At 62.0% G+C, this 25,613-nt stretch carries 24 protein-coding genes; 10 read left to right on the top strand and 14 right to left on the bottom strand.

The window, feature by feature from the left end; translation table 11 throughout:
- Positions 1-14: 14 nt before the first annotated feature.
- The 3 genes from HBO09_RS25200 to HBO09_RS25190 form a co-directional block, all read right to left on the bottom strand.
- Positions 15-329 (bottom strand): amidase, encoded by a 315-nt coding sequence (locus HBO09_RS25200; RefSeq protein WP_169999299.1) that lies wholly within the window; start codon positions 327-329, stop codon positions 15-17.
- Positions 326-1,408 (bottom strand): serine hydrolase, encoded by a 1,083-nt coding sequence (locus HBO09_RS25195; protein WP_169999300.1) that lies wholly within the window; start codon positions 1,406-1,408, stop codon positions 326-328. The genes HBO09_RS25200 and HBO09_RS25195 overlap by 4 nt, the downstream gene beginning before the upstream one ends.
- A 146-nt stretch (positions 1,409-1,554) precedes the next feature.
- Positions 1,555-2,433 (bottom strand): acyl-CoA dehydrogenase family protein, encoded by an 879-nt coding sequence (locus tag HBO09_RS25190; RefSeq protein ID WP_169999301.1) that lies wholly within the window; start codon positions 2,431-2,433, stop codon positions 1,555-1,557.
- Positions 2,434-2,563: 130 nt separating this feature from the next.
- Between HBO09_RS25190 and olsB the strand changes: the two genes are divergently transcribed.
- Positions 2,564-3,319, top strand: coding sequence for an L-ornithine N(alpha)-acyltransferase (olsB, locus tag HBO09_RS25185; protein ID WP_029297033.1), 756 nt, complete (start codon positions 2,564-2,566; stop codon positions 3,317-3,319).
- Entirely contained in the window at positions 3,319-4,113 is a 795-nt protein-coding gene (locus tag HBO09_RS25180; protein WP_169999325.1) for a lysophospholipid acyltransferase family protein, read from the top strand. Before olsB ends, HBO09_RS25180 begins: the two co-directional genes overlap by 1 nt.
- 100 nt (positions 4,114-4,213) lie before the next feature.
- Here HBO09_RS25180 and HBO09_RS25175 read toward each other — a convergent pair whose 3' ends face one another.
- Positions 4,214-4,795: an ACP phosphodiesterase gene (locus tag HBO09_RS25175; protein WP_169999302.1), complete on the bottom strand. Its 582-nt coding sequence runs from the start codon at positions 4,793-4,795 to the stop codon at positions 4,214-4,216.
- A 154-nt stretch (positions 4,796-4,949) separates the two neighbouring features.
- Here HBO09_RS25175 and HBO09_RS25170 point away from each other — a divergent pair, with 154 nt between their 5' ends.
- From HBO09_RS25170 to HBO09_RS25160, 3 genes are read left to right on the top strand one after another with little or no spacing between them, the layout of a single operon-like run.
- Complete coding sequence (locus HBO09_RS25170) at positions 4,950-5,264, top strand: helix-turn-helix transcriptional regulator (RefSeq protein WP_169999303.1); 315 nt, start codon at positions 4,950-4,952, stop codon at positions 5,262-5,264.
- Between the two features lie 11 nt (positions 5,265-5,275).
- Entirely contained in the window at positions 5,276-6,442 is a 1,167-nt protein-coding gene (locus HBO09_RS25165; protein WP_169999304.1) for an MFS transporter, read from the top strand.
- Positions 6,443-6,468: 26 nt separating this feature from the next.
- The gene (locus HBO09_RS25160) at positions 6,469-7,524 is read left to right on the top strand and encodes an alkene reductase (RefSeq protein ID WP_169999305.1); all 1,056 of its coding nucleotides are present in this window, start codon (positions 6,469-6,471) and stop codon (positions 7,522-7,524) included.
- Positions 7,525-7,858: 334 nt separating this feature from the next.
- Here HBO09_RS25160 and HBO09_RS25155 read toward each other — a convergent pair whose 3' ends face one another.
- Positions 7,859-8,491 carry a TetR family transcriptional regulator gene (locus HBO09_RS25155; protein WP_029297045.1) on the bottom strand — a complete coding sequence of 211 codons (633 nt, stop codon included), beginning with the start codon at positions 8,489-8,491 and terminating at the stop codon, positions 7,859-7,861.
- A 265-nt stretch (positions 8,492-8,756) separates the two neighbouring features.
- Between HBO09_RS25155 and HBO09_RS25150 the strand changes: the two genes are divergently transcribed.
- The 5 genes from HBO09_RS25150 to HBO09_RS25130 all read left to right on the top strand — a co-directional run bounded on the left by HBO09_RS25150 (position 8,757) and on the right by HBO09_RS25130 (position 16,925).
- Positions 8,757-9,896, top strand: a complete 1,140-nt coding sequence (locus HBO09_RS25150) for an efflux RND transporter periplasmic adaptor subunit (RefSeq protein WP_169999306.1) — start codon at positions 8,757-8,759, stop codon at positions 9,894-9,896.
- 3 nt (positions 9,897-9,899) lie between these two features.
- Positions 9,900-13,067, top strand: a complete 3,168-nt coding sequence (locus tag HBO09_RS25145) for an efflux RND transporter permease subunit (protein ID WP_169999307.1) — start codon at positions 9,900-9,902, stop codon at positions 13,065-13,067.
- The gene (gene adeC / locus HBO09_RS25140) at positions 13,067-14,524 is read left to right on the top strand and encodes an AdeC/AdeK/OprM family multidrug efflux complex outer membrane factor (RefSeq protein WP_169999308.1); all 1,458 of its coding nucleotides are present in this window, start codon (positions 13,067-13,069) and stop codon (positions 14,522-14,524) included. Before HBO09_RS25145 ends, adeC begins: the two co-directional genes overlap by 1 nt.
- Before the next feature lie 166 nt (positions 14,525-14,690).
- Positions 14,691-15,941: an OprD family porin gene (locus HBO09_RS25135; protein ID WP_169999309.1), complete on the top strand. Its 1,251-nt coding sequence runs from the start codon at positions 14,691-14,693 to the stop codon at positions 15,939-15,941.
- 84 nt (positions 15,942-16,025) lie between these two features.
- Positions 16,026-16,925: a polysaccharide deacetylase family protein gene (locus tag HBO09_RS25130; RefSeq protein WP_169999310.1), complete on the top strand. Its 900-nt coding sequence runs from the start codon at positions 16,026-16,028 to the stop codon at positions 16,923-16,925.
- Between the two features lie 43 nt (positions 16,926-16,968).
- Here HBO09_RS25130 and pcaC read toward each other — a convergent pair whose 3' ends face one another.
- The 9 genes from pcaC to HBO09_RS25085 all read right to left on the bottom strand — a co-directional run bounded on the left by pcaC (position 16,969) and on the right by HBO09_RS25085 (position 25,419).
- A complete protein-coding gene (gene pcaC / locus HBO09_RS25125; protein WP_169999311.1) occupies positions 16,969-17,367 on the bottom strand; it encodes a 4-carboxymuconolactone decarboxylase in 399 nt (132 codons plus the stop codon).
- 258 nt (positions 17,368-17,625) lie between these two features.
- Positions 17,626-18,417 (bottom strand): 3-oxoadipate enol-lactonase, encoded by a 792-nt coding sequence (gene pcaD, locus HBO09_RS25120; RefSeq protein WP_169999312.1) that lies wholly within the window; start codon positions 18,415-18,417, stop codon positions 17,626-17,628.
- A gap of 10 nt (positions 18,418-18,427) precedes the next feature.
- The gene (locus HBO09_RS25115; RefSeq protein ID WP_169999313.1) at positions 18,428-19,792 is read right to left on the bottom strand and encodes a 3-carboxy-cis,cis-muconate cycloisomerase; all 1,365 of its coding nucleotides are present in this window, start codon (positions 19,790-19,792) and stop codon (positions 18,428-18,430) included.
- 10 nt (positions 19,793-19,802) lie between these two features.
- Positions 19,803-21,098, bottom strand: a complete 1,296-nt coding sequence (locus tag HBO09_RS25110; protein WP_169955518.1) for an MFS family transporter — start codon at positions 21,096-21,098, stop codon at positions 19,803-19,805.
- A 181-nt stretch (positions 21,099-21,279) separates the two neighbouring features.
- On the bottom strand, positions 21,280-21,846 hold the full coding sequence (pcaG, locus tag HBO09_RS25105; protein ID WP_169999314.1) for a protocatechuate 3,4-dioxygenase subunit alpha: 567 nt from the start codon (positions 21,844-21,846) through the stop codon (positions 21,280-21,282).
- Between the two features lies 1 nt (position 21,847).
- The gene (pcaH, locus tag HBO09_RS25100; protein WP_169999315.1) at positions 21,848-22,552 is read right to left on the bottom strand and encodes a protocatechuate 3,4-dioxygenase subunit beta; all 705 of its coding nucleotides are present in this window, start codon (positions 22,550-22,552) and stop codon (positions 21,848-21,850) included.
- Positions 22,553-22,580: 28 nt separating this feature from the next.
- Positions 22,581-23,786, bottom strand: a complete 1,206-nt coding sequence (gene pcaF, locus HBO09_RS25095) for a 3-oxoadipyl-CoA thiolase (protein WP_169999326.1) — start codon at positions 23,784-23,786, stop codon at positions 22,581-22,583.
- A complete protein-coding gene (locus HBO09_RS25090) occupies positions 23,783-24,562 on the bottom strand; it encodes a CoA-transferase subunit beta (RefSeq protein WP_169999316.1) in 780 nt (259 codons plus the stop codon). Before HBO09_RS25090 ends, pcaF begins: the two co-directional genes overlap by 4 nt.
- On the bottom strand, positions 24,562-25,419 hold the full coding sequence (locus HBO09_RS25085) for a CoA transferase subunit A (protein ID WP_029297076.1): 858 nt from the start codon (positions 25,417-25,419) through the stop codon (positions 24,562-24,564). Before HBO09_RS25085 ends, HBO09_RS25090 begins: the two co-directional genes overlap by 1 nt.
- Between the last annotated feature and the right edge of the window lie 194 nt (positions 25,420-25,613).

Genomic DNA, 25,613 nt, shown 5'->3' with positions numbered 1-25,613 from the left:
CACCCTGTGGAACCTCAGGGCAGCAGGCGGCAACCCTGGCGCTCGCCCAGCCATTGGGCGCTGTGGCTGCGGCCCAGGCCGCTGGCGGTGACCAGGCGCGTCTGCGGGTGATCGGCAAAGGCGCTGGTGGGGATGTATTGCTTCACATAGCCCAGGCAATAGTCCGCCGGGTTGCCCGCCACATACCGACACGAGCAGTACTCCTTGGCGGTGTAGGCGGCAATGATGTCAGGGAAGGCTTGCAGGTTGACGCGCTCGTGCCAGAGCCAACCCAGCAAAGCGAAAAACAGCAGGAGAAACAGGCTGAGAAACGGGCGACGACGGATCATGGTTGCACCGCCGCGAGCACGCGCTTGAGCAGTTCGTTGTGGCGATAGCTGCCATCGCGGTCATCGCCATAGCGCACGATCACCAACCTTGCCTGGGGCAACACATATAACGCCTGGCCCCAGTGCCCCAAGGCCGCGAAGGTATCGTCGGGCGCATCCGGCCAGGGCCGGGCAGCGCCCTGCACTTGACGGTTGAGCCACCAGTGGCCGCCGGGCACCGCTTCGTCCTGGCCCGCGGTGTACTGCGCCAGGGGTTGGCGATTGAAGTCGACCCACGCCTGGGGCAGCAATTGCCGCTCGCCCCAGCGCCCGTCCCGCGCCATCAACAAGCCAATGCGCGCCAGATCGCGGGCAGTCATATAGGCATAGGACGAGGCGACGAAGGTTTCATTGGCGTCACTTTCCCAGGTGGCGCTGCGGATCCCCAAGGGCGTGAACAGTGCGGTCCACGGGTAATCGACATAAGCCCTATGGCCCAGCATGCCCTTGAGAGCGGCGGACGCCAGATTGCTGTCGCCGCTGGAGTAGCGAAATGCCTGGCCGGCAGCGGCGAAGGTGGGCGTGTCGGCGGCAAACTGCGCCATATCGGCGCGGCCACGGGTGTAGAGCATGGCCACCACCGAGGATTTCAGCGGCGCGTATTCGTAGTCTTCCTGCCAGTCCAGGCCTGAGGTCCAGTTCAGCAGGTGCGCCAGGGTGATGCTCGGGTGTTGCTTCATCGGCGGATAGAAACGCGCGACCGGGTCGCTCAGTTTGAAGCGGCCTTCGCCATAGGCAACGCCCAACACCGTGGCCAGCAGGCTTTTGCTGATGGACCAGGTCAGGTGCGGCGTGGTGACGGTGGTAGGCGCGGCGTAGCGTTCATAAATGACTTCGCCGTCGCGGATCACCAAGAGCGCGTCGGTGCGGATGCCTTGGCGGGTGAGGTCATTGCGGGCCGGGAATGCATAGTCCTCCAGGGCCTTCACGGCGGGGCCGGTCAATTGCGCGCCCTGGGCCCAATCCTTCGCCGGCCAGGCCTGGGCATGTGCGGTAGCGGTGAACAGCAGCAAGGCGACGCACAGCAGGCCTTTGACCATGGACAAGCACTCGGGGGCATTCAAACCCGCGAGCCTAATGCAGATAAATGACGGTTTGGCGACCGCCATCGGTTTGCCGCGCCGCATAAAGCCAAGCAGCTAGAGCTGTCGTGGCGAGCCCGCTCCCACATAAGCCCGCCCCACAGTCAGAGGGGGGGCGGGTTCAGGGCTTTTTCCAGGCGTTTGGCGCGGGCGCTGGCGGCCAAGTCCAATACGGCTTGGTCGCGCTGCCACATCGCGGCCCATGGCCCTTCACTCATCGCTTGATTGACCTGCGGCTTCAGCGCCTCGAACAGTGCAAACAATCCCCCCAACAACACATGCCCCGCCGCCGATGCACTGGGCTGGCGAGTGACTTCGGCGCAGCCGGCCAGCAACGCCAACAACTGCAGGCGCAGGGCCTGGGGCCAGTCACACTCCTGGCCGATGCCATGCAGCCAGGCGGTCATCGCGCTCAGTACATAGGTGTCTTCCAAGGTGCGGAAGGGTTTGACGTAGTCGTCCCAGCCATCCCCCGGCAAACGCTCGCAGGCGGCATGGTCGAGGTGGACGCGCCCGTGGCTGATGTCGGGCATCAACGGGATCGCAGGCAAGGGCTCCACGCGTACGCCAGGTTCTCCCGCCAACACTACCGCGAGGCTCAGACGCGGCTTTTCATCGGCGGCCTCGCAACGCGCGGCGATCAATAACCAGTCGGCGGCGTCGCCGGCGGTGACGAAGTCCTTGCGCCCGCTCAGGCGCAGGTCGTCCAGGCGCGTTTGCATGTCCACTGGGCGCAGGCTGCGCTGTTCGGTCGCACACAAGGCGCCCAGGCTGTGGGGCGCGCTGGGCCATAACGCGCGCAACGCCGCTTGATAACCCACCAGAAACGCCAGGCCGGGCGTGGCCATCAGACGCGCGCCCTGGGTCGCCAGTTCGAATGCAGTGACCTGCCCCAAGCGCTGCAACAAAACGCTGTAGCCCTCGGCCAGGTTGGCGTGGACGGGCAGTCGGTCGGGTCGATCGAGCAAAGCGTGCCAGGGCATGGAAGGCTCCTTGGGGGCTGTCATCTAAGCGTCACCGTAGATTCATGGAGATGACACCGGGGGTACATAGCCTGACTTTGCACAACAAAGTCGACTGGCCGCAACCCTGGCCAGCACCTGGAGACTCGCCATGACTCAGATCGCCCGCATCAGTGACACCGGCAATGAACGCCGTCTGCAAGCCGAACGCCTGATCGGCGCCCAGGCTTTGCAGGAAGCCCAGGCCCTGCGTTTCACCGTTTTCAGCGGCGAGTTCAATGCCAAGCTCAAAGGCGCGGAGCTGGGCCTGGACATGGATGACTACGATGTTCACTGCAGCCACATTGGCGTACGGGACTTGAACACCGGGCGACTGGTTGCCACCACCCGGCTGCTGGATCACCAGGCGGCGAGCACCTTGGGCCGCTTCTACAGCGAAGAAGAGTTCAGCCTCCACGGCCTGTTGCATCTGCAGGGGCCGATCCTGGAAATCGGTCGCACCTGTGTCGACCCGGCCTACCGCAACGGCGGCACCATCGCGGTGCTGTGGGGCGAACTGGCCGAAGTCCTCAACCAGGGCGGCTACAGCTACCTGATGGGCTGCGCCAGCATCCCGATGCACGACGGCGGCATCCAGGCCCACGCAATCATGCAACGTCTGCGCGAACGCTACCTGTGTAACGAACACCTGCGCGCCGAGCCGAAAAAACCGCTGCCGAGCCTGGATCTGCCGTCCAATGTCATCGCCGAAATGCCGCCGCTGCTCAAGGCCTACATGCGCCTGGGCGCGAAGATCTGCGGTGAGCCCTGCTGGGACGAGGATTTCCAGGTGGCTGACGTGTTCATCCTGCTCAAGCGCGACGAGTTATGCCCGCGTTATGCCCGCCACTTCAAGGCGGCCATGTGATGGGGCGCCTGCGGGTCTACGGGCGGATCGCCCGCGTGCTGCTGGTGGTAGGCCTGGGTTTGAGCATGGCCGGGGTGTTTGGCCTGTTCGAACGCCTGGGCGTTGCCAACTCCATGGTGCGGCGCCAGCGCTGGTCGCGGTTTTTCATGGCGCGCTTGAGCAATGCCCTACCCTTTCGCGTGACCGTGCACGGCGAGCTGCCGCAACAGCCGATGCTGTGGGTCAGCAACCATGTGTCATGGACTGATATCCCGCTGCTGGGCATGGTGGCGCCGCTGTCGTTCCTGTCCAAGGCCGAAGTGCGTACCTGGCCGGTGGCCGGTTGGCTGGCGGCCAAGGCCGGCAGCCTGTTTATCCGCCGTGGCTCAGGTGACAGCCAATTGATCCGCAAGCAGATGACCCGGCATCTGCAGCAAAAACACCCACTGCTGATGTTCCCTGAAGGCACCACCACCGATGGCCGCAGCCTGCGCACCTTCCATGGCCGGCTGCTGGCCAGTGCGATTGATGCCAACGTGGCGCTGCAACCGGTGGCCATCCGTTATGTGCGCGATGGGCAGATTGATCCGCTCGCACCGTTTATTGGTGATGATGATTTGCTCTCGCACCTTATGCGCTTGTTTGGCAATGATCAGGGCGACGTTGAGATTCATCTGCTCAAGCCCATTGCCTGCGCCGGACAGGAGCGTGCAGCGCTGGCGTATCAGGCGCAGCAGGCGGTGCACAAGGCATTGTTCGGCGAGGTGGCCCAGCCAGCAGAACCAGGGCAAATAGGCACACTGGCCGCTGCCTGAGCCTCTATGTAGGAGCGAGCTTGCTCGCGAAGAACGTCAACGATAACGCGGCGCATCTGGTATAGAGGCACTCTCAGGTTCTTCGCGAGCAAGCTCGCTCCTACAGAGAGGCGGTGTGTTGGGCGGCAAATACCTGCAGTTGGGGATAGAACCCCTGGAAATCCTCGCTCAACGGCTCATACAACACCCGCAGTTCCTGCATCGCCTGCCCCAGTTCCTGCGGTTGGCTCAGGCGCCGGGAAATCCCCCGCAGCACTTGCTCCATCACCGCGAACTCGCGGTAGGAGCCCAGCCAGTCATCGGCCGCCATATACGGCGCAATCTGCGCCAAGCGCCCCGGTAACTGCGGCTCTGCCGCCAGCACCTGGTACACCTGGGAGGTAAAGCGCTCCAGCGGCTGGTCGGCATACTGGGCCCAATCCCGCGCCAGGCAATGGTCGAAGAACACGTCGAGGACGATCCCCGCATAGCGCCGCCGGGTCAGGGTGAACCGTGACAATGCCTGCCCGACCAGTGGGTGGCTGTCGGTGAAACGGTCGATGGCGCGATGCAACTGGATCCCCGCCTCGATTTGCGGGCTGTACTGGCCCTGCAGGCGGCCTTTGACGAAATCACCATAAAGGCTGCCCAGCAGTTGTGCAGGAAGTTGGCCGCCGAGGTGAAGATGTGCGAGATAATTCATGGCGCGCAGTTTAGCACTGCCATCAACGTATCGTTATAACCCGATATACCGATTTATCTGGTAACAAGATCAAAATCGTATTGGTATATCGGGATATAGCGATTTAAAGTTCGCCTCATCGCGATATAACGTTTTACCAACACCGAGCCCCGCCATGTCCATTGACCTCGACGAAATAATAAAAGCCCTGGCACACCCAGTACGGCGAGACATTCTCAACTGGCTGAAAGACCCGAAAGTGCAGTTCCCCGAGCAAGTGCACAACCACGAGTACGGCATCTGCGCCGGGCAGATCGACCAACGCTGCGGCCTGTCGCAGTCCACCGTGTCGGCGCACTTGGCGACCCTGCAACGGGCAGGCTTGATCAGCAGCCAGAAAGCCGGGCAATGGCACTTTTTCCGCCGCAATGAAGACGTGATCCAAGCCTTTATCCAGGCCATCACTGAAGAACTCAGCCCCACGCTGTAAAGGACCCCACAATGCCTCTCTCGCTACTCATACTGGCCTTAAGCGCCTTCGCCATCGGCACCACCGAATTCGTCATCATGGGCCTGCTGCCCGATGTGGCGGCCGACCTCGGTGTGTCGATTCCAGGCGCCGGCTGGCTGGTGACCGGCTACGCCCTGGGCGTGGCCATCGGTGCGCCCTTCATGGCACTGGCCACCGCCAAGCTGCCGCGCAAGGCTGCTCTGGTAGCGCTGATGGGCATTTTCATCATCGGCAATCTGCTCTGCGCCCTGGCCAGTGACTACAACGTACTGATGTTTGCCCGTGTGGTGACCGCGTTGTGCCACGGCGCGTTCTTCGGGATCGGCTCGGTAGTGGCGGCCAACCTGGTGCCGGCCAACAAGCGCGCTTCGGCGGTGGCCCTGATGTTTACCGGCCTGACCCTGGCCAACGTACTCGGTGTACCCCTGGGCACCGCGCTGGGCCAGGAAGCTGGCTGGCGCTCGACCTTCTGGGCCGTGACGGTGATTGGTGTAATTGCGCTGATCGGCCTGATCCGCTTCCTGCCGGCCAAGCGTGATGAAGAAAAACTCGACATGCGCGCCGAACTGGCGGCCCTCAAGGGCGCCGGCATCTGGTTGTCGTTGAGCATGACCGCGCTGTTTGCCGCGTCGATGTTCACCCTCTTCACCTACGTCGCGCCGTTGCTCGGCGATGTCACCGGCATTTCGCCCAAAGGCGTGACCTGGACCCTGCTGTTGATCGGCCTGGGCCTGACCGTGGGAAATATCATCGGCGGCAAGCTGGCGGACAAGCGCCTGGCGGCCACCCTGATCGGCGTGTTTATCAGCATGGCCGTAGTGTCCACCGCATTGACCTGGACCAGCGTCGCCATCATCCCCACCGAAATCACCCTGTTCCTCTGGGCCACCGCCTCGTTTGCCGCCGTACCGGCGCTGCAGATCAACGTGGTGACGTTCGGCAAGGCCGCGCCCAACCTGGTCTCGACCCTCAATATCGGTGCTTTCAATATCGGTAACGCCTTGGGCGCCTGGGTCGGCGGCAGCGTGATTGCCCACGGTTTCGGCCTGACCAGCGTGCCGTTGGCCGCTGCGGTCCTGGCGATCCTGGCGCTGGTGGTCACGCTGATAACGTTCCGTCAGAGCGGCGATGCCGACCTGGCCCCTGCTACCCATTAATCACTTAGAACAGACGAGTGTTTGCGATGACGACTATTTTCGATCCGATCAAACTGGGTGATGTGCAACTGTCGAACCGCATCATCATGGCGCCGCTGACCCGTTGTCGTGCCGATGCCGGTCGCGTACCCAATGCGCTGATGGCTGAATACTACGTACAGCGGGCGTCCGCCGGGCTGATCCTCAGCGAGGCCACTTCGGTGACGCCGATGGGCGTGGGCTACCCGGACACCCCGGGTATCTGGTCCAACGACCAGGTGCGTGGCTGGACCAACATCACCAAGGCCGTGCATGGCGCAGGCGGCAAGATTTTCCTGCAACTGTGGCATGTGGGGCGTATCTCCCATGCGTCCTACCTGGATGGCGAGACGCCGGTGGCGCCAAGCGCGGTCCAGCCCGCAGGTCATGTCAGCCTGGTTCGTCCGATGGCCGATTACCCGACCCCGCGCGCCCTGGAAACCGCTGAAATCGCCGATATCGTCGATGCCTACCGCGTGGGCGCCGAGAACGCCAAGGCCGCCGGCTTTGACGGTGTGGAAGTGCATGGCGCCAACGGTTACCTGCTCGACCAGTTCCTGCAAAGCAGCACCAACCAGCGCACCGACGAGTACGGCGGTTCTGTGGAAAACCGTGCGCGGTTGTTGCTGGAAGTGACAGATGCGGTGATTGAAGTCTGGGGCGCTGGCCGCGTGGGGATGCATTTGTCGCCTCGGGCAGACCTTCACGACATGGGCGATGACAACCTGGCAGAAACCTTCACCTACGTCGCCCGTGAACTGGGCAAGCGCGGCATTGCCTTTATCTGCGCCCGCGAGAAAGAAGCCGGCGACAGCCTGGGCCCACAACTGAAAGCCGCGTTCGGTGGGCCGTACATCGCCAACGAGCGCTTTACCAAGGACAGCGCCAACGCCTGGCTGGCTTCAGGCAAGGCGGATGCGGTGGCCTTTGGCGTGCCGTTTATCGCCAACCCGGACCTGCCGGCGCGCCTCAAGGCCGATGCGCCGCTCAATGAAGCACGCCCCGACACCTTCTACACCAAGGGCCCGGTCGGCTATATCGACTACCCTACCCTCCCCTTGTAGGAGCGAGCTTGCTCGCGAAGAACCTGAGGGCGCCGTATCTATTCAGGATGCTCGCGTCATCGTTGGCGATTTTCGCGAGCAAGCTCGCTCCTACAGAAAAGCAGAAACGCAAAAGCCCCAGTTCGTGAGAGCCGGGGCTTTTTATGTTAGCCATCCGTTGTAGGAAACACTCCTTCACAGCAATGCAACAATATCGCTACAAAATACTTAGCCGGCTACCTTTCAACCCGGCGCCAGCGCGTATATAAAGTCACCCCACAAATAAGTCGGAAGGACGATTGACCGTCCTTAGGCTTTACTGTTGACACAAACGGACGTAATTACGCATTTTGTATCAATTGCGCAGGCCGGGGCTCAATCGCAGCATGTCCAGCCCTATATCCACCAGACGCTCAGCCTGCTGATACAGCTCGAAGCTGTCAGGCACCAGTAGCCACTGGCCAATAAGCCCATTGATATAAGCGTGTATGCACACCGCCCCACGAGCGGTGTCGAGGTTTTCCGGGAGTTGCCCGCGGTGGACTGCATTGCGCAGCGTCAGGCCGATGCGCAGGTTGCACTCAAGGCTGTGGGTCTGGCGCTGACGGCGCATGTCGCACATTTCATCGGTAAATTCGCACTTATGGAACAGGATCTCATTAATGCGCCGAGTCTTCGGGTCCAGGGCCACCTGATGAAAAAGATGAATCAGCAGCTTGCGCATACAGCCCAGCGGATCTACCTCATCCTCGCTTTCACTGGCCCTGGCCAATTCGTCCAGAGGTTCGTGCAGCGTGTCGAGCAGTGCCTGCAACAGGTCCGACTTATTGCTGAAGTGCCAATAGATCGCGCCCCGCGTCACGCCTGCCCTGGCCGCGATATCTGCCAACGTGGTACGCGCAACGCCGCGCTCATAAAAGGCTTGCTCGGCGGCTTCAAGTATTTGGCTACGCGTTTCCTGAGCTTCCTCTTTGGTACGACGAACCATGGCAGTAACACCTCAATCAGGACACGAGCGGTGGCTGCTAACCACCTTCTGAATAATTATGGGACGACACCTTCATGGGCGCCGAACGTAATAGAATCGAGGCTTTCAGCGCTGCCTTGTAAGGAATCCGCGAAGCCTGTCAAGAGTTTACAAACAACCATGAACGTAAGTATATTGCGTAGCAAGCTACTTATCCACTCAGTGCCTGTTTTTTACCCTTCCACACTTCTTGTGCGCATTGAGCGCGCCTGACCCGAGGATCTTCATGCAACTTAAGCCAGCTGTTACCGCTCTGGTCACTGCCGTCGCCCTGGCATCGCTGCTCAGCGGATGTAAAAAGGAAGAGGCGGCACCGCCCGCTCAAACCCCTCAGGTCGGCGTGGTCACTATTCAACCTCAAGCCTATACCCTGACCTCCGAATTGCCGGGCCGCACCACTGCGTTCCGCATCGCGGAAGTCCGCCCGCAGGTCAACGGCATCATTCTCAAGCGCCTGTTCAAGGAAGGCGGCGACGTCAAGGAAGGTCAGCAGCTCTATCAGATCGATCCGTCGGTCTATGAGGCCACCCTCAAAAGCGCCCAGGCCAACCTGCAGCAGACCAAGTCGATTGCCGACCGCTACAAGCAGTTGGTCAACGAACAGGCCGTCAGCCGCCAGGAATACGACACTGCGGTGTCCAACCGCATGACCTCGGAAGCCAACCTGCAGAGCGCTCAGATCAACGTGCGCTACACCAAGGTGTTCGCCCCGATCTCCGGGCGTATCGGCCGTTCCTCGGTCACCGAAGGCGCACTGGTCAGCAATGGCCAGGCCGATGCCATGGCGGTGATCCAACAATTGGACCCGATCTACGTCGACGTCACGCAATCGTCCACCGAGATGCTGAAACTGCGTCGCGACCTGGAAAGCGGCCAACTGCAAAAAGCCGGTGAAAACGCGGCCATGGTCAAGCTGACTCTGGAAGACGGCAGCGAATACAGCCAGCAAGGCCGCCTGGAGTTCTCCGAAGTGTCGGTCGACCAGACCACCGGCTCGGTCACCCTGCGCGCCGTGTTCCCCAACCCTGACCACACCCTGCTGCCGGGCATGTTTGTCCACGCACAATTGCAGGCTGGTGTGAACAGCAAGGCAATCCTCGCCCCTCAACAGGGCGTGACCCGCGACATCAAGGGTATCCCGACGGCGCTGGTGGTAACTGCCGACAACAAGGTTGAACAGCGCGTGCTGGTGGCCAACCGTACCGCCGGTGCCTACTGGCTGGTGGAAAAGGGCCTGAATGCCGGTGACCGTGTGATCACCGAAGGCTTGCAGTTCATCAAGCCGGGCATCACGGTTCAAGCCAAGGAAGCCACCAACGCCAAGCCCGCCGGTACTGCTCCTGCCGCCGCTGGCAAAGGGGAGTAATACATGTCGAAATTTTTTATCGACCGTCCCATTTTTGCCTGGGTAATAGCCCTGGTAATCATGCTGGTCGGGGCACTGTCGATCCTGAAGTTGCCCATCAACCAATACCCGGCCATCGCGCCAACCGCCATTGATATCCAGGTGACCTACCCAGGCGCGTCCGCACAAACCGTGCAGGACACCGTGGTGCAGGTGATCGAGCAACAGCTCAACGGTATCGACAACCTGCGTTATGTGGCCTCGGACAGTAACTCCGACGGCAGCATGACCATCACCGCGACGTTCAACCAGGGTACCAACCCCGACATCGCCCAGGTTCAGGTGCAGAACAAGCTGAACCTGGCGACCCCATTGCTGCCGCAAGAAGTGCAGCAGCAGGGGATCCGCGTAACCAAGTCGGTGAAGAACTTCCTGATGGTGATCGGTCTGGTGTCCGAAGACGGCACCATGACCAAGGATGACCTGTCCAACTACATCGTTTCCAACATCCAGGACCCGATTTCGCGGACCTCCGGCGTCGGTGACTTCCAGGTCTTCGGTTCCCAGTACGCCATGCGTATCTGGCTGGACCCGGCCAAGTTGAACAACTACCAGATGACCCCAGTGGATGTCAGCACCGCCGTGCAGGCACAGAACGTACAGGTGGCCACCGGCCAACTGGGCGGCCTGCCAGCCCTGCCCGGCACGCAGTTGAACGCCACCATCATCGGCAAGACCCGCCTGCAAACTGCCGAGCAGTTTGAAAAGATCCTTCTGCGCGTGAACAGCGACGGTTCCCAAGTGCGCCTGGGTGATGTCGCCCGTGTCGAGCTGGGTGGCCAGAACTACAGCATCAGCGCCCAGTTCAACGGCAAGCCGGCTTCCGGCATGGCGATCAAACTGGCATCGGGCGCCAATGCCCTGGACACCGCCAAGGCCATCCGCGCCACGGTGGCGTCCCTGGAGCCGTTCTTCCCGCCGGGCATGAAAGCCGTGGTTCCGTATGACACCACCCCCGTGGTGACCGAATCGATTTCCGGAGTAGTCGATACCCTGGTCGAGGCGATCATCCTGGTGTTCCTGGTGATGTACCTGTTCTTGCAGAACTTTCGCGCCACCATCATCACCACCATGACAGTACCGGTGGTCTTGCTGGGTACGTTCGGCATCCTCGCGGCCTTCGGTTTCACCATCAACACCTTGACCATGTTCGGCATGATCCTGGCCATCGGCTTGCTGGTGGACGATGCGATCGTGGTGGTAGAAAACGTCGAGCGGGTGATGGCCGAGGAACACCTGTCGCCCAAGGAGGCGACGGTCAAGTCCATGAGCCAGATCCAGGGCGCCCTGGTGGGTATTGCCCTGGTACTGTCGGCGGTACTGCTGCCGATGGCGTTCTTTGGCGGCTCCACGGGTGTGATCTATAAACAGTTCTCCATCACCATTGTGTCGGCGATGGCCCTGTCGGTACTGGTTGCACTGATCTTCACCCCGGCCTTGTGCGCCACCATGCTCAAGCCGATCGACCCTGAGAAACACGGGCAACCCAAGCGTGGATTCTTCGGCTGGTTCAACCGCACCTTCGACCGTGGCGTTCTGAGCTACGAGCGTGGCGTGGGCAACATGATCAAGCACAAGGCGCCTTCGTTCCTGGTGTACCTGATCATCTTCGCCGGCATGATCTGGCTGTTCACCCGTATTCCGAGCGCGTTCCTGCCCGAGGAAGACCAGGGTGTGATCTTCGCCCAGGTGCAGACGCCTGTCGGCTCTTCCGCCGAGCGTACGCAAACCGTGATCGACGACATGCGCGCCTACCTGCTCAACGACAAGGAAGGCGAACCGGGTGAAGGTTCGGCCGTGAAGTCGGTGTTTACCGTCAACGGCTTCAACTTTGCCGGTCGTGGCCAAAGCTCGGGCCTGGCGTTTGTGATGCTCAAGCCATGGGGCGAGCGGGATGCCTCGATGTCGGTATTCGAGGTGGCCAAGCGGGCCCAGGGATACTTCTCCCAGACCTTCAAGGACGCCATGGTGTTTGCCATCGTGCCACCTTCGGTACTGGAGCTGGGTAACGCAACGGGCTTCGACGTGTTCCTGCAGGATCAGGGCGGTGTGGGTCACGATGCATTGATGAACGCACGTAACCAGTTCCTCGGCATGGCGGCCCAAAGCAAGATCCTTGCTGGCGTACGTCCTAACGGCGTGAACGATGAACCGCAGTACGAGCTGACCATCGATGACGAGAAGGCCAGTGCCCAGGGCATCAGCCTGTCGAGCATCAACCAGACCCTGGCGATTGCCCTGGGTGGCAGCTACATCAACGACTTCATCGACCGTGGTCGGGTGAAGAAGGTCTATATCCAGGGCGATGCCGCTGGCCGGATGTCCCCGGAAGACCTGAACAAATGGTACGTGCGCGCCAACGACGGAAAAATGGTGCCGTTATCCGCCATTGCCTCCGGCAACTGGATCTTCGGTTCGCCGAAACTGTCGCGGTACAACGGCGTAGCAGCCATGGAAGTCCTCGGGACCCCGGCGCCGGGCTACAGCACCGGTGACGCAATGGCAGAAGTCGAGCGTATCGCCAAGCAACTGCCCGCAGGTGTGGGCTATGCCTGGACCGGTCTGTCCTATGAAGAACGCTTGTCCGGCTCCCAGGCGCCTGCGCTGTACGCCCTGTCGTTGCTGGTAGTGTTCCTCTGCCTGGCGGCGCTGTACGAAAGCTGGTCGATCCCGATTGCGGTGGTGTTGGTAGTACCGCTGGGTGTGATCGGTGCACTGATGGCGACCAGCCTGCGAGGACTGTCCAACGACGTGTTCTTCCAGGTGGGGTTGTTGGTGACGGTGGGCCTGGCCTCGAAGAACGCCATCCTGATCGTGGAGTTCGCCAAGGAGCTGCATGAGCAGGGCAAGGGCATCGTCGAGGCGGCCATCGAGGCGTCCCGCATGCGTCTGCGTCCGATCATCATGACGTCCATGGCGTTCGTCCTCGGCGTACTGCCGCTGGCGATCTCCTCGGGCGCAGGTTCAGGCAGCCAGCACGCAATCGGTACCGGGGTAATTGGCGGTATGATCACCGCTACCGTCCTGGCGATCTTCTGGGTGCCACTGTTCTTCGTGACCGTGTGTGCCATTGGCAGCCGCAAAAAAACTGACAAGTCCGATACACCGCAAACTCCTAAAGAGGCTGGCTAATGCGCAAGTCGCTACTCTCCCTGGCAGTCACGGCATTCGTGCTCAGTGGCTGCTCGCTGATCCCAGATTATCAGCAGCCTGAAGCGCCGGTTGCCGCCCAGTTCCCGCAGGGGCCGGCGTACTCGTCGGCCCAGGCACCGAGCCAGGCCGCTGCCGAACAGGGCTGGAAGCAGTTTTTCCACGACCCTGCCCTGCAACAGCTGATCCAGGTCGCACTGGTCAACAACCGTGACCTGCGCGTCGCCGCGCTCAACATCGACGCCTTCGCCGCGCAGTACCGCATCCAGCGTGCCGACCTGTTCCCGGCCGTCGGTGCCAATGGCAGCGGCAGCCGCCAGCGCGTTCCGGCACGGGCCTCGCAAACCGGCGAATCGAACATCACCAGCTCCTACTCGGCGACCCTCGGGATCAACGCCTACGAGCTGGACCTGTTCGGTCGGGTGCGCAGCCTGAGCGAAGAAGCGCTGCAGAAATACTTCGCTACCGAAGAAGCGCGCCGCAGCACGCAGATCAGCCTGGTGGCCAGCGTGGCCAATGCCTACCTGACCTGGCAAGCGGACAAGGAACTGCTCAAGCTGACCCAGGACACCCTGGCCGCCTACGAGCAGAGCTTCAAGCTCACCTCGCGCAGCAACGAAGTCGGCGTGGCCTCGGCCCTGGACTTGAGCCAGGCGCGCACCTCGGTTGAAAGCGCCCGTGTGCAACTGGCCCGCTACACCCGCCAGGTGGCTCAGGACGAAAACAACCTGACCCTGCTGCTGGGCACCGGCCTGCCGGCGAATCTTGCCACCCAGCCGCTGTCCGACGACCTGTTGAGCGAAGTACCGGCAGGCCTGCCTTCGGCCCTGCTGCAACGTCGTCCCGACATCCTGCAGGCCGAGCACAACCTCAAGGCGGCCAACGCCAATATCGGCGCGGCACGGGCTGCGTTCTTCCCGAGCATCAGCCTGACCGCCAATGCCGGTACCTTGAGCCCAGACCTCGGCGGCCTGTTCAAGGGCGGCTCGGGCACCTGGTCGTTCGCGCCGCAGATCAACATCCCGATCTTCAACGCCGGTAGCCTGCGCGCAAGCCTGGACTACTCGAAGATCCAGAAAGAGATCAACGTCGCGACCTACGAGAAGTCGATCCAGACCGCGTTCCAGGAAGTCTCCGACGGCCTGGCGGCACGTGCGACCTACAACCAACAGTTGCAGGCCCAGCGTGACTTCGTCGAGGCCAACCAGGACTACTACCGTCTGGCCGAGCGTCGCTACCGCATTGGTGTCGACAGCAACCTGACCTTCCTCGACGCCCAGCGCCAGCTATTCGCTGCCCAGCAAACGCTGATCACCGACCGCCTGGCCCAACTGACCAGCGAAGTGACCTTGTACAAGGCCCTCGGTGGCGGTTGGAACGAACAGACGGCGAAGAATGAACCCGTGAAAGAAGAAGCGCCGAAACTCAAGTTGTTCTGATCGGCGTAGCGACACACGAAGCCCACCTTTTGGTGGGCTTTTTCATGGGCGCACAGTTTCGTTCGATCACCGCCCAAAACCCGCCCTCCCCCAATTGAATCGCCCCGGCAACGCCACGCACCATGGCCCGCACCTGAAAACCACCAATAACAACAGGTCCCACGCCATGAGCACTTTGCACCCTCGCCGGCTATTGCTGGCTACCGCTGTCGCCAGCCTTGCCCTTCCCGCTGTCGCCGAGGAACACGGCTTTCTTGAAGACGCCAGTGCCAACCTCAACCTGCGCAACTTCTTCTTCAACCGCAATTTCACCAACCCGACCAAGACCCAGGGCGGTGCGCAGGAGTGGACGCAGAGTTTCATCCTCGACGCCAAGTCCGGCTTCACCCAAGGCACCGTGGGTTTTGGCGTGGACGTGCTGGGCATGTACTCGCAAAAGCTCGACGGCGGCGGCGGCTCCGGCGGCACTCAACTGCTGCCCCTGGATCACGACGGCAAACCGGCGGACAACTTCGGTCGCCTGGGGGTAGCGTTCAAGGCGCGGCTGTCCAAGACCGAATTGAAAGTCGGCGAATGGATGCCGGTGTTGCCGATCCTGCGTTCGGACGACGGTCGCTCCCTGCCGCAAACCCTGCACGGCGGGCAGATCACCTCCAAAGAGATCGACGGCCTGACCCTGTATGGCGGCCAGTTCCGCGCCAACAGCCCGCGTGATGACAGCAGCATGACCGACATGTCGATGTTCGGAAAAACCGCATTTACCTCGGATCGCTTCAACTTCCAGGGCGCCGAATACGCGTTCAACGACAAGCGAACCCAGGTCGGCGTGTGGAATGCCCAACTCAAGGACATCTATAGCCAGCAATACCTCAACCTGACCCACAGCCAGCCCGTGGGCGACTGGACCCTGGGCGCCAACCTGGGTTTCTTCTACGGCAAGGATGACGGCAGCGCCCGTGCCGGCAACCTGGACAACAAGACCTGGTCCGGCCTGTTCTCGGCCAAGTACGGCGGCAACACCTTCTACATCGGCCTGCAAAAACTCAGCGGTAACAGCCCGTGGATGCGGGTCAATGGCACCAGCGGCGGCACCCTGGCCAACGACAGCTTCAATGCCAGCTATGACAACGCCGAGGAAAAATCCTGGCAAGTGCGCCATGACTACAACTTCGCCGCGCTCGGTGTACCGGGGCTGACCCTGATGAACCGCTACATCAGCGGCAGCAACGTGCATACCGCCACCGTCAGCGACGGCAAGGAATGGGGCCGGGAAAGCGAAGTGGGCTACACCGTGCAAAGCGGTAGCCTGAAAAACCTTACCCTGCGCTGGCGCAATTCCAGCATGCGTCGGGACTACAGCAACAATGAGTTTGATGAGAACCGGTTGATCGTCAGTTACCCGATAAGTCTGCTGTAAACCGGCGACAATCTTGCTGTATGGTGCGCGCCTGCCGCTGCTGATCCCACTCCGCAGCGGCCTTTATTTGAGCCCGCACACACCATGAAGCTCCCCGCCCTCGCTACCGCCCTGTTCGCCCTGGCACTTTGCCTCAGCGGCTGCATCAGCGCACCCGTAGCGTTGACGCCACTGACCGAACAACGCCTGCAAACCCAGGCGCCGATCCGCTTTTTGCTGACCTTCGATGATGGCCCCAGTGCCTCGGGCTACGCCAACCCCAGCCGTTCGGTGATTCAGGACCTGGCCGACAACCCCGTGCAACCGGGGATCAAGGCCATCTTCTTTTTACAGACCGACGCCTGGCGCGCCGGCGGTAGCCCACGCGGGCGCAAAACCATGGTGCGTGAGCACGCTGCTGGCCATATCCTGGCGTTCCATACCGCCACGCGCTGGCACAGCAACCACCGCCTGCTCAATGACAACGACCTGGAACAGACCCTGAACCAGGGCGCCGCCAGCATTGCCTCGATCACCGGCGCGCCCCCCAATCTGGTCCGCCCCCCCTTCTGGAACTACGACCGACGCACCTTCGCCGCGTACCAGCGCCACGGCATGCACATTCTGCTGACCGACCTGAGCGCCAATGACGGCAAGATCTGGGGCTTCAACGCCAGCCCCCAGCGCCGCGCCAACCTGCTGCGGCAACTGTCGCTGGTGCGCGAACGCATTGCCCTGGGCCAGTTGCCGACCGTGGACGGGGTGATTCCGGTAGTGGTGACCTTTCACGACATCAACCGCTACACCGCCAGGCACCTGCACGAATACCTGCAGATCCTGATGGACAGCGCCCAGGCCAATGGCCTGAGGACCGCGGCCGAGCCGTTCTACACCGACCGTGCCGCACTTGAGCGTGCGGCCCTGGCGCGGACAGTGAAAGACGCCAACCAGATAGTGTATTTACCGGGGGTGTGGAACTGGGTATGGGACGCCGACTCCCACTGAAACCTGGGAACGCAGGTTTTCATAGGGGAGCCCGCATTGCAGATCAGTCTTTGTGTCGGGACTCCACGCCCAGTTCATCCCACACCGACTCCGCCAGGTGGAACGTCGCATTGGCCGCCGGGATCCCACAGTAGATCGCGCTCTGCATCAGCACTTCCTTGATCTCGGCGCGGGTCACGCCGTTGCTGGCAGCGGCGCGCAAGTGCAGTTTGAGCTCTTCGTTGCGGTTCATGCCGATCAGCATGGCGATAGTGATCAGGCTGCGGGTGTGCCGGGGCAAGCCAGGGCGGGTCCAGATATCACCCCAGGCGTGGCGGGTGATCATTTCCTGGAACTCGCTGTTGAACTCGGTCAGGGCATTGAGACTGCGATCAACATGGGCATCGCCCAGCACTTCACGACGGACTTTGAGGCCATCGGCATAACGTTGTTTCTCGTCCACAAAATTCTCCTGTATTGACTGTGGGCGTGGCGAGCGGGCTTGTTGTGGCGAGCGGGCTTGTCGGAACGCCGCATCGCCCGCGCTGGGCTGCGAAGCGGCCCCAAAAAACCCAGAGTTGCATCAGATAGGCCTCGGGCGCAGGTTTTAGGGCTGCTGCGCAGCCCAGCGCGGGCGATGCGGCGTTCCGACAAGCCCGCTCGCCACAACCACAACCACAACCACAGCCACAGCCACAACCAAAGCCAAAGCCACAACTCATCAATCAGCTAACAAAAAAGCCAGCACCCGATCGCTGAACGCAGCGCCGGCTTGTACGTTGGACAGGTGTGCCGCGTAGAACTCGGCGTACTCGGCCCCCCGCACCTGCTCCTGGATAAAGCGGCTGCCAGACGGCGGTGTCACCGCGTCTTCGGTACCGGCGATCACCAGGGTCGGCACAGTGATCGACGACACCTGATCACGCAAATCGGCATCGCGCACCGCGCCACAGTTGGCGGCATAGCCTGCAGGATCGGTGGCTGCCAGCATGTCGGTAATGCGCTTGGCGTGCTCGGGATGCGACTGGGCAAAATCAGCGGTGAACCAGCGCGCAATCGATGCATCACGCAATGCCACCATCGCCGCCGCGCCATCGCGCAAGACCATTTCTATACGAGGGTTCCAGATATCCGGGGTACCGATCTTCGCTGCCGTGTTGCATACCACCAGTTTGCGCAAGCGTTCGCCGGCGTTGATGCCCAGCCACTGGCCAATCAGGCCACCCATGGACAGGCCGCAAAAGTGCACGCGGTCGATCTGCAGCGCGTCCAGCAGCGCCAGCACATCCCGCCCCAGCTGTTCGATGCTGTAGGGACCGTCGGTGACCAGGGATTTGCCGTGGCCACGGGTGTCCAGGCGCAGCACCCGAAAATGTTCGGTGAAGGCCGGCATCTGTGTGTCCCACATGTGCAAGTCAGTGCCCAACGAGTTAGACAGCACCAGTACCGGCGCACCTTCGGGGCCTTCGAGTTGGTAATTCAGTTCGCCATCGGCGAGTTGTACAAATCCCACAGCAGCCTCCTCAGGCAGAAAATGCAAAATGTTCGGCCACTGCACGGCTGACCCAGGTCTGGGCCTGCCCCAGGTAGTGGGCCGGATCGAGCAGACGATCCAGTTCGCCAGCCGACAATTGGGCAGTGACTTGCGCCTCATCGGCCAGCACCGCACGCAAATGGCGCTGCTCTGCCACGGCGCGTTTGCAACATTGCTCCAACAGATGGTGGGCGGTTTCACGGCCCAGCCGCTGGGCGAGCACGATGCTCACCGCTTCGGCCAGCACCAACCCCTGGGTCAGGTCGAGATTCTTGCCCATGCGCTGCGCATCGACTTCCAGGCCTTCGCTTACCAGTAGCGCTTGCTGCAAGGCACCGGACACCAGGCGGCAGATTTCGGGCAAGGTTTCCCACTCGGCATGCCACAGGCCCAGGCTGCGTTCGTGCTCCTGAGGCATGGCGCTGAACAGGGTCGAGACCAGGCCGGGCACGCGGGTGGCGGTGCTGATCAGTACAGCGGCGCCCACTGGGTTGCGTTTGTGCGGCATGGTAGAGGATCCGCCTTTGCCCGGTGCCGACGGCTCGAACACTTCCGCCGCTTCGGTTTGCATCAACAGGCTGATGTCCCGACCGAGCTTGCCGAGGCTGCCGGCGATCAGGCCCAGGACGCTGGCGAACTCCACCAGGCGATCGCGCTGGGTATGCCAGGGCTGCTCGGGCAGCGTCAGTTGCAACTCCGCCGCCAGGGCGTGCGCCACCGGCATCGCCTGTTCGCCCAGCGCCGCCAAGGTGCCGGACGCGCCGCCGAATTGCAGGACCAACAGGCGTGGCTTCAACTCCAGCAGCCGTTGGCGACTGCGGGTCACCGCCCCCAGCCAACCGGCGATTTTCATCCCCAAGGTGACCGGCGTAGCGTGCTGTAACCACGTGCGTCCGGCTAATGGCACGTCGGCATAACGCTGCGCCTGGGCGGCGAGCACCGCGCCGAGCCGGGCCAGGTCCGTCTCAATCAGCGCCAACGCCCGGCGCAGTTGCAACACCAGGCCCGTGTCCATCACATCCTGGCTGGTGGCGCCCAGATGCACATAGCGCTCGGCACCGGCGTCTTCACTGGCAATCAACTTGCCCAGGGCCTTGACCAACGGAATCGCCGAGTTGCCCGCCGTGGCGATCGCTACGCCAAGGGCGTCCACGTCGTACAACGAGGCCAGGCAGGCCTGAGCAATCGGCGCCACGGCTGCCGCTGGGATCAACCCGACCCGGGCCTGCGCCCGGGCCAATGCGGCTTCAAAATCCAGCATGCCCTGCAAACGTCCCTGGTCACAGAACACCTCGGCCATGCTATCGGCGGTGAAGTAAGCGTCGAACAATTGGTTGCTCGTGCGCAGTGTCATAACTCATCCCTTACAGATCGTGGTGCAAGTACTCAGCCTGTTTCGGCAGGCGCAGGCTGAACAGAAACGCGATGGCCATCATGCCGGTCACGTACCAGTAGAAGGTGTTTTCCAGGCCGATGGACTTCAGGCCCAATGCCACGTATTCGGCCGAACCACCAAAGATCGCATTGGCCACCGCATAGGCCAGGCCTACACCGAGGGCGCGTACTTGTGGCGGGAACATCTCGGCTTTCACCAGGCCGCTGATGGAGGTGTAGAAACTCACAATCGCCAGCGCCAGGGTGATCAATACAAAGGCCAGGAACGGGCTGGTCACGGTTTTCAGGGTCAGCAGGATCGGCACCGTGCACAGGGTGCCGAGGGCACCGAACCAGAGCATCGAGTTACGGCGACCGATCTTGTCCGAGAGCATGCCGAATAGCGGCTGCATGCACATATAGAGGAACAGCGCGCCGGTCATGATGTAGCTGGCGGTCTTGGCGTGCATGCCGGCGGTGTTCACCAGGTATTTCTGCATGTAGGTGGTAAAGGTGTAGAAAATCAGCGAGCCGCCGGCGGTGTAGCCGAGCACGGTGATAAACGCAGCCTTGTGATCACGGAACAGCGCGGCAATGCTGCCGGCGTCCTTGTTTTCACGCATTTCCTTGCTGGTGGTTTCTTTCAGGGAGCGGCGCAGCAACAGCGAAATCACCGCCGCCACCGCACCGATCACAAACGGAATGCGCCAGCCCCAGGCTCGCAGTTCGTCTTCGGTGAGCAGTTGTTGCAGGATCACCACCACCGACACCGCCAGCAGTTGCCCGCCGATCAGGGTCACGTATTGGAACGAGGCGAAGAAGCCGCGCTGGCCCTTGAGCGCGACTTCGCTCATGTAGGTTGCCGTGGTGCCGTACTCGCCGCCCACCGACAGGCCCTGGAACAAGCGCGCCATCAGCAGCAGCGCCGGTGCCCAGGCGCCGATGTCTTTATAGGTGGGCAGAAACGCAATGACCAGGGAGCCGGCGCACATCATCAGCACCGAGATCATCATCGAGTTCTTGCGCCCGTGTTTGTCGGCGACCCGGCCAAACAGCCAGCCACCGATGGGGCGCATCAGAAAGCCTGCAGCGAACACACCGGCGGTGTTGAGCAGTTGCACCGTGGGGTCGTCAGAGGGGAAAAACGCTGGGGCGAAGTAGATGGCGCAGAAGGCGTAGACGTAGAAGTCGAACCATTCGACCAGGTTGCCGGAAGAGGCCCCGACAATCGCAAAAATCCGTTTGCTGCGTTCTTCTCCGGTGTAGTGACTGGTATTGGTTGTCATGTTGTTTTCACTCGTAGGGAACGGGTTAGAGTCTAGACATACTTTGCAACAACCTCGTTCCGCAAGCAGACCTTGGAATATGTATTGCCGATAAGGGCCTCTTCGCGAGCAAGCCCGCTCCCACATTGGAACGCGGCCACCCTGTGGGAGCGGGCTTGCTCGCGATAAATTTCAAGCCAACTCAGTAATCGAAGAACACCGTTTCTTCATCTGTCCCCTGCAGCACCACGTTCCACTGATAAACCCCCGACGCATCCGCCTTGGCCACCAAGGTCCGCCGCCGCTCTGCCGGCACACACGCCAGCAACGGGTCATCACCATTGGCCGCCTCGCCATCGAAATAAATCCGCGTCAGCAAGTGCTTCACCAAACCACGGGCAAACACCAACACCACCAAATGCGGCGCCTGGGTCGTGCCCTTGAGGCCCGGCACGCTGCCGGGCTTGATGGTGCTGAAACGGAAACGCCCTTCACCATCCACTGGCACCCGGCCAAAGCCTTCGAAATTGGGGTCCAGGGCTTTGGCCTGGTCATCCTCGGGGTGGTCATATTTACCGGCGGCATTGGCCTGCCAGACTTCCAGCATGGCGTCGTTGACCACATCGCCGTTGCCATCCACCACCTGCCCGGTGATCGCCACGCGCTCGCCGAGGGTGCCAGCATTGGCCAAGTCTTCGCGGTTCAGCCAGGTCAGGCCGATGTGGTAGTACGGCCCGACGGTGTGGGACGTGGTTGCGTTGAGGGTCATGTCATTTCTCCATCGGCGTGGCGTCGCGGCCGCGCAGGACGATGTCCCAGCGGTAGCCAAGGGCGTAGTGCGGCACGGTCTTTTCCAGGTCGAAACTGGCGATCAGGCGTTCCTTGGCCGACGTGTCGGGCACGCAGTTGTAGATCGGGTCATAGGCCAGCAGCGGGTCGCCGGGAAAGTACATCTGGGTCACCAAGCGCGTCAGCACACTGGGCCCGAACAGCGAGAAGTGAATGTGCGCGGGCCGCCAGGCGTTGTGGTGGTTGCCCCACGGATAGGCGCCGGGCTTGATGGTCTGGAACTGGTACCAGCCATCGGCATCGGTAACAGTGCGACCGGTGCCGGTGAAGTTCGGGTCCAGGGGCGCATCGTGCAAGTCGCGCTTGTGGTTGTAGCGCCCGGCAGCGTTGGCCTGCCAGATCTCGACCAATATGCCCGGCACTGGCAGGCCGTTTTCGTCAAGGACCCGGCCGTGAATGATGATGCGCTCGCCTTGCGGCTCGCCATCGTGCTGGGCCGTCAGGTCGTTGTCTTTCTCGGCAATGCGCTCGGCGCCGATGGTCGGGCCGGTGATTTCCGACAGCGAATGGGGCAGAAACACCAACGGCTGGGACGGCGAACGCAGGTTCGTCGACTGGTACGCCGGGTGCAGGTAATCAGGCTGAGTACCCGCTTGCGGGCGCCGGTATCCGGGCTTGTCACTCATGAAGTCATCCTCTTTATTCTTGTCAGTCTCAAACGCGTTCGATCGCCAGGGCCAGGCCTTGGCCGACGCCAACGCACATGGTCGCCAGGCCTTTGCTGCCGCCGGTTTTTTCCAGTTGATGCAGTGCGGTCAACACCAGGCGCGCACCGCTCATGCCCAGCGGATGGCCCAAGGCGATTGCGCCACCGTTGGGATTGACCTGCGGCGCATCGTCCGCCAGGCCCAATTCACGCAGCACCGCCAAGCCTTGGCTGGCGAAGGCTTCGTTGAGTTCGATCACATCAAAGTCGCTGACAGCCAGGCCCAGGCGCTCGACCAGCTTGCGCACCGCAGGCACCGGGCCGATGCCCATCACGCGGGGTTCGACCCCGGCGCTGGCCATGCCCAACACCCGGGCGCGGGCAGTCAGGCCGTGCTTCTTCACGGCTTCGGCGCTGGCCAGGATCAAGGCCGCAGCGCCGTCGTTGACCCCCGAGGCGTTGCCGGCGGTGACAGTCTTATCCGGGCCATTGACTGGCTTGAGCTTGGCCAGGGCTTCGAGGCTGGTGTCGGCGCGTGGATGCTCGTCATGTTCGACCAGAATCTCGCCTTTCTTATGGGCGACCCGCACCGGCACGATTTCTTGCGCGAAGAATCCGGCGGCCTGGGCAGCGGCAGTGCGTTGCTGGCTGCGCAAGGCGAAGGCGTCCTGGTCGGCACGGGAAACGTTGTACTCATCGGCCACATTGTCAGCCGTCTGCGGCATGGCATCGACGCCGTACTGGGCCTTCATCAACGGGTTGATAAAACGCCAGCCAATGGTGGTGTCTTCCAGCTTCATATTGCGCGAGAACGCGGCGTCGGCCTTGCCCATCACGAAGGGCGCACGGGACATCGACTCGACGCCACCGGCAATGGCCAGTTCCATTTCGCCACTGGCGATGGCGCGGAACGCGGTGCCGATGGCGTCCATGCCCGAAGCGCACAGGCGGTTGAGCGTGACGCCTGGGATGCTCGGCGCCAGGCCGGCCAGCAGCGCGGCCATGCGCGCCACGTTGCGGTTGTCTTCGCCGGCCTGGTTGGCGCAGCCGAGGAACACTTCGTCGACTGCGGTCCAGTCCACCGATGGGTTGCGCGCCATCAGGGCCTTGATCGGCAGGGCCGCCAGGTCATCGGCGCGCACCGTGGACAGGCCACCGCCGAAGCGGCCGATGGGGGTGCGGATGGCATCACAGATAAACACGTCGCGCATCAGGCTTCTCCTGGGGTTTGGCCATGGGCGGCGGCGGTACGGGCTTCAAGGTCGCGCAAGGCGTTCAGTTCGATGTCGGTAGGTTCGGCGCTGGTGCTGACCTGGTCGGCAAAACGGATCGCCCAGCCGGTGGCGGCAATCACTTGCTCGCGGGTTACACCGGGATGCAAGGCGGTGACCACAAATTCGTGGGTGCCCTCCTCCGGTTCCATGATGCACAGGTCGGTAATAATCCCTACCGGGCCTGCGCCTGGCAGGCCGAGGCGCTTGCGCGAATCGCCGCCTTCGCCATGACCGACCGAGGTAATGAAGTCCAGCTTGTCGACAAACGACCGGGACGACTGTTTGAGGATGATCAGCACGCTCTTGGCGGAACCGGCGATTTCCGGCGCGCCACCGGCGCCCGGCAGGCGCACTTTGGGCTGATGATAGTCACCGACCACGGTGGTGTTGATGTTGCCGAAACGGTCGACCTGAGCCGCGCCTAGAAAGCCGACGTCAATGCGCCCGCCTTGCAGCCAGTAGCGAAAAATCTCACCGGTGGGCACCACAGTGTCGGCGGTTTCCGCCAGCTCGCCGTCACCAATGGATAGCGGCAGTACCGAGGGTTTGGCGCCAATCGGGCCGGACTCGTAGATCAACACCACATCCGGCGAAGACGTCAGGCGGGCCAGGTTGGCGGCCTTGGACGGCAGGCCGATACCGACGAAGCAGACCGAGCCGTTGTTAAGGCGACGCGCGGCGGCGACGGTCATCATTTCATTGGTCGAGTAAGTCATTACTTGGCCTCCTGGGCAGCAGCCAGCTTGGCCTGGAATTGACTGAAGTCGGCGGTGCCATGGATGTATTCATCGATCCAGGCGGTAAACGTCCCACGATCCCGAGCGATCGGGTCCCAGGCTTGATAGAAGCGATTGTCGCGTTCGGTGTAACCGTGGGCGTAGGACGGATGCGCGCCGCCCGGCACATGGCACACAGCGGTCAGCGCCCAGGTCGGCAGCACGCAGGCGTTCATCGGTGCGTTGAGGTCATCGACGATTTCTTCGACGGTGACGATGCAACGCTTGGCCGCCAGCGCGGCCTCTTTCTGCACCCCGAGAATCCCCCACAACAGCACATTGCCCTTGCGGTCGGCCTTTTGCGCATGGATCACGGTGATGTCCGGGCGCACCGACGGCACCGCCGCCAGCACTTCGCCCGTGAAGGGGCAGGTCACGGTCTTGATCAACGGATTGACCTTGGGCAGGTCGGAACCGGCATACGCCCGCAGCACCGCGAACGGCAGGCCGGAAGCGCCGGCCACGTAGGCGTTGGCCAGGTCCGCATGGCTGTGTTCTTCGATCTCCAACGGTTGCGGCCATTGCTTCTCGACCGCGTCCCGCAGGCGATGCAGGGAGCCCACGCCAGGGTTGCCGCCCCAGGAGAAAATCAACTTGCGCGCACAGCCGGCCCCGATCAGTTGGTCGTAGATCAGGTCAGGCGTCATGCGTACCAGCGTCAGGTCTTTCTTGCCCTGACGAATGATTTCATGACCTGCCGCTGTAGGGATCAGGTGGGTAAAGCCTTCGAGCGCGACGGTATCGCCGTCATTGACGAACTGCTTTACCGCATCAGCCAGCGAAAGGATTTCAGCCATGGGGTTGGGCTCCCGATGTAGGTCGAAAAAGGCGCTGGAGGCAGCGCCGAAGTGCTTGAAGAGTAAGCTGGGGTCAGAGGCCAAACAATCCGATAATCGACTAACTGTTCGATAATCGAACGAATTGTTGCCTAACTAACATTCCTCCAAACACCCCTGAATTCAATGTGAACACAGTACATGTGGGAGCGGGC

The organism is Pseudomonas sp. WS 5027, from assembly GCF_012985695.1.
Classification (GTDB): Bacteria; Pseudomonadota; Gammaproteobacteria; order Pseudomonadales; family Pseudomonadaceae; genus Aquipseudomonas; species Aquipseudomonas hygromyciniae.
This window is presented reverse-complemented; position numbering and strand designations above follow the sequence as displayed.